This is a genomic window from Chrysiogenia bacterium (genome assembly GCA_020434085.1).
GTDB lineage: Bacteria > JAGRBM01 > JAGRBM01 > JAGRBM01 > JAGRBM01 > JAGRBM01.
In genome coordinates this window covers 1-2,508 of record JAGRBM010000447.1, presented here as the reverse complement: position 1 = coordinate 2,508, position 2,508 = coordinate 1, and the positions used below count along the sequence as shown (strand labels likewise).

Below are 2,508 nucleotides of genomic sequence, written 5' to 3'. Positions count from 1 at the left end.
CCATCGGCACCGGAACGCGGAGTACGGCCGGAAAAACAATGGGCGCGTGGGCGAAAATCATTCCGAAGACAAAACCCACAAAGAGCGCATGCCAGGTGGCATCGTAAAGAAGCCCGGCCGCCTGCATTCCGTGCGCAAGAAGAAGGGATCCCGATACCGCCAGCCAGGCATACCCACTGAGCAGGCACACAGCGATAAAACGAGCCAGAGCGTCGCCTGAAAGGCGCGTGCGGGCCACATCGAAGGCAAGCAACCACAGCGAAAGCCCGACGAAGGCAACACCGAGAACCCGCGCGCCCAGGGGCCCTTCAATTGCGCCAAGTGCCGCGCCCGCCAGCGATACCGTTGTCAGAAACAAGAAACTGGCACGCCTGAAGGGAGTCGGAGTCAGGAACGAGTTGAGTTCGAGTCGCTCCCCCGCGATGGTCAGGACCAGAAAGAGCGCCCACCATGGCACTGCCTGATAAACCGGCGCACCCGAGAGCCACACTCCGATACCGACGAGCCAGCACAAAGCCCCCAATAACTCGATAAAGGTCGGCAACGAGCGCCCGCGAAAGAGCACGCTCACATAGATCGTAATCATGGCGAGCGCCGCCCCGGCCAGAAGTATCGGGGCAAACCCATGCAGCGGCGGAATGAGCATCGCGGCCACTCCGGCCCCGGCCAGTGCAGGCGCCGCATAACCCCATGCTTTTTCGAGTCCCACCGCGCGCTCGAGCGTGATCACCACGCCAAGGAAGCCGCACACCATCAGCGGCCCGTGAAGCGTGACCCAGCCGGCCGGCACGACTTCGATGGACCAGCCAATCCGTAGCAGCCCGCCCAGCAAGCCAGCGAGCAGCGAAAGGGCGCCGAATAGCAGAAAGGGCAAACGCCCCTTCGCGAGCTCTGCATGCCCGGTAGCGCTCCCGGTTGTTTGATGCGGCTGTGTTTCTGCCGGTTTTGGCGCACCGAGCGCTGCCCGCGCCGATTCGCTCAAGCGATCAGGGGTCCAGCGAAAGTCACGATCAAGGCTCACGTGCGCCCGGCGCACCCAGGGCTGGGTTTCGAGCCGGTAGGCAATTTCGTCGCGCATCTGGGGCCCGACCGGACAGGTCAGACTTGTCATGCCGATCGTGACACTCACCTCTCCGTCGTTGCACTGGACATCGAGGACGAGGCCGAGGTCAACAATATTGATCCCCAGCTCAGGGTCGATGACTGTGCTCAGCAGATCGAAAACGCGCGCCTGCATGGGCGTGGAGGGAGACATAGTGTTGTATCCTGGCAGGATTGACGGTTTTTTGCTCCAAACCGCCCCGCAACCCCAGAATATGCAGGTTCCACGGCTGGCTGGATGACACAGCTCATATACCCTTTTGGGCCCACACCGTAACTTGGAATGGCAGTCCGGGCCCACCTCCAGGGGCTCGGGGAAGGAGCAACCTGCCGTGACCAAGCCACCCTTCAGCATGCCGTCTTTCGACGAAACCCCCTTTCTGGTGCTCTGGGAGCTTACGCGCGCCTGCAATTTGGCCTGCCAGCACTGCCGGGCCGAGGCCTGCACCGAGCGCGACGAGGGCGAACTCAGCCTGGAAGAGGGTTTCGAGGCGCTCCGCCAGATCAAAGATATGGGCACCCAGCTCGTGGTGCTCACGGGCGGCGACCCGCTCAAGAATCCCCACGCTTTCGCCTACATCGAAGAGGGCGCGCGCCTGGGGCTGCGGATGACCATGACGCCTTCGGCCACCCCGCTGCTCACCCGCGAGTCGGTCGCCCGCATGGCGCGTGCGGGACTCCAGCGCATGGCCGTGAGCCTCGATGGCCCCGATGCGGTCAGCCACGACCGCTTCCGCGGCGTGCTGGGTTCGTTCAATTGCACCTGGAATGCCATCTCGGCGGCGCACGAAAACAACCTGCCAGTGCAGATCAACTCTTCCATCTGCCGTTCCAACGTCCATCAGTTCGATCAGATGGCCGAGTGCGTGGCCGCCTCGGGGGCAACGCTCTGGTCGGTTTTCTTTGTCGTCCCCGTGGGCCGCGCGGGATTCGACGACGAGCTCAGCGCCGAGGAATTCGAGGAAGTCTTCGCCAAGATGGCCAAGCTCGCCGGCAGTGCCGCATTCGATATCAAGAGCACTGCAGCGCCGCATTTCCGGCGGCACCTGCTCCAGCAGAAAGCCAAGAGCGACAAGCGCATCGTCGGGCTCCCCGGCGGTATGTGGCGCGCAGCGCGCGGCGTCAATGATGCCAGCGGCCTGTTCTTCCTCTCCCACACCGGCGACGTCTACCCCAGCGGCTTCCTGCCCATCAGCGCAGGCAACATTCGCCACCAGCCTCTGGCCGAGATTTACCGGGAGAGCGAACTCTTCCGGACGCTTCGTGATACGGATCTCTTGGAAGGCAAATGCGGTCGCTGCGAGTTCAAGAAGGTCTGCGGCGGCTCGCGTGCCAGGGCCTATGCCTTTACCGGAAACTACATGGCCGAAGAGCCCTGCTGCTCCTACCAGCCCCGAGAACAGGCTG

General features: G+C 63.2%; 2 protein-coding genes. One reads left to right on the top strand and one right to left on the bottom strand.

Translation table 11 applies throughout. The annotated features are described in order from the left end of the window. A partial coding sequence (locus KDH09_15240; GenBank protein MCB0221050.1) for a metal-sulfur cluster assembly factor occupies window positions 1-1,255 on the bottom strand: 1,255 nt, incomplete at its 3' end. Between the two features lie 199 nt (window positions 1,256-1,454). On the opposite strand from KDH09_15240, the gene KDH09_15235 reads away from it, so the two are divergent. Then, a partial coding sequence (locus KDH09_15235; protein ID MCB0221049.1) for a TIGR04053 family radical SAM/SPASM domain-containing protein occupies window positions 1,455-2,508 on the top strand: 1,054 nt, incomplete at its 3' end.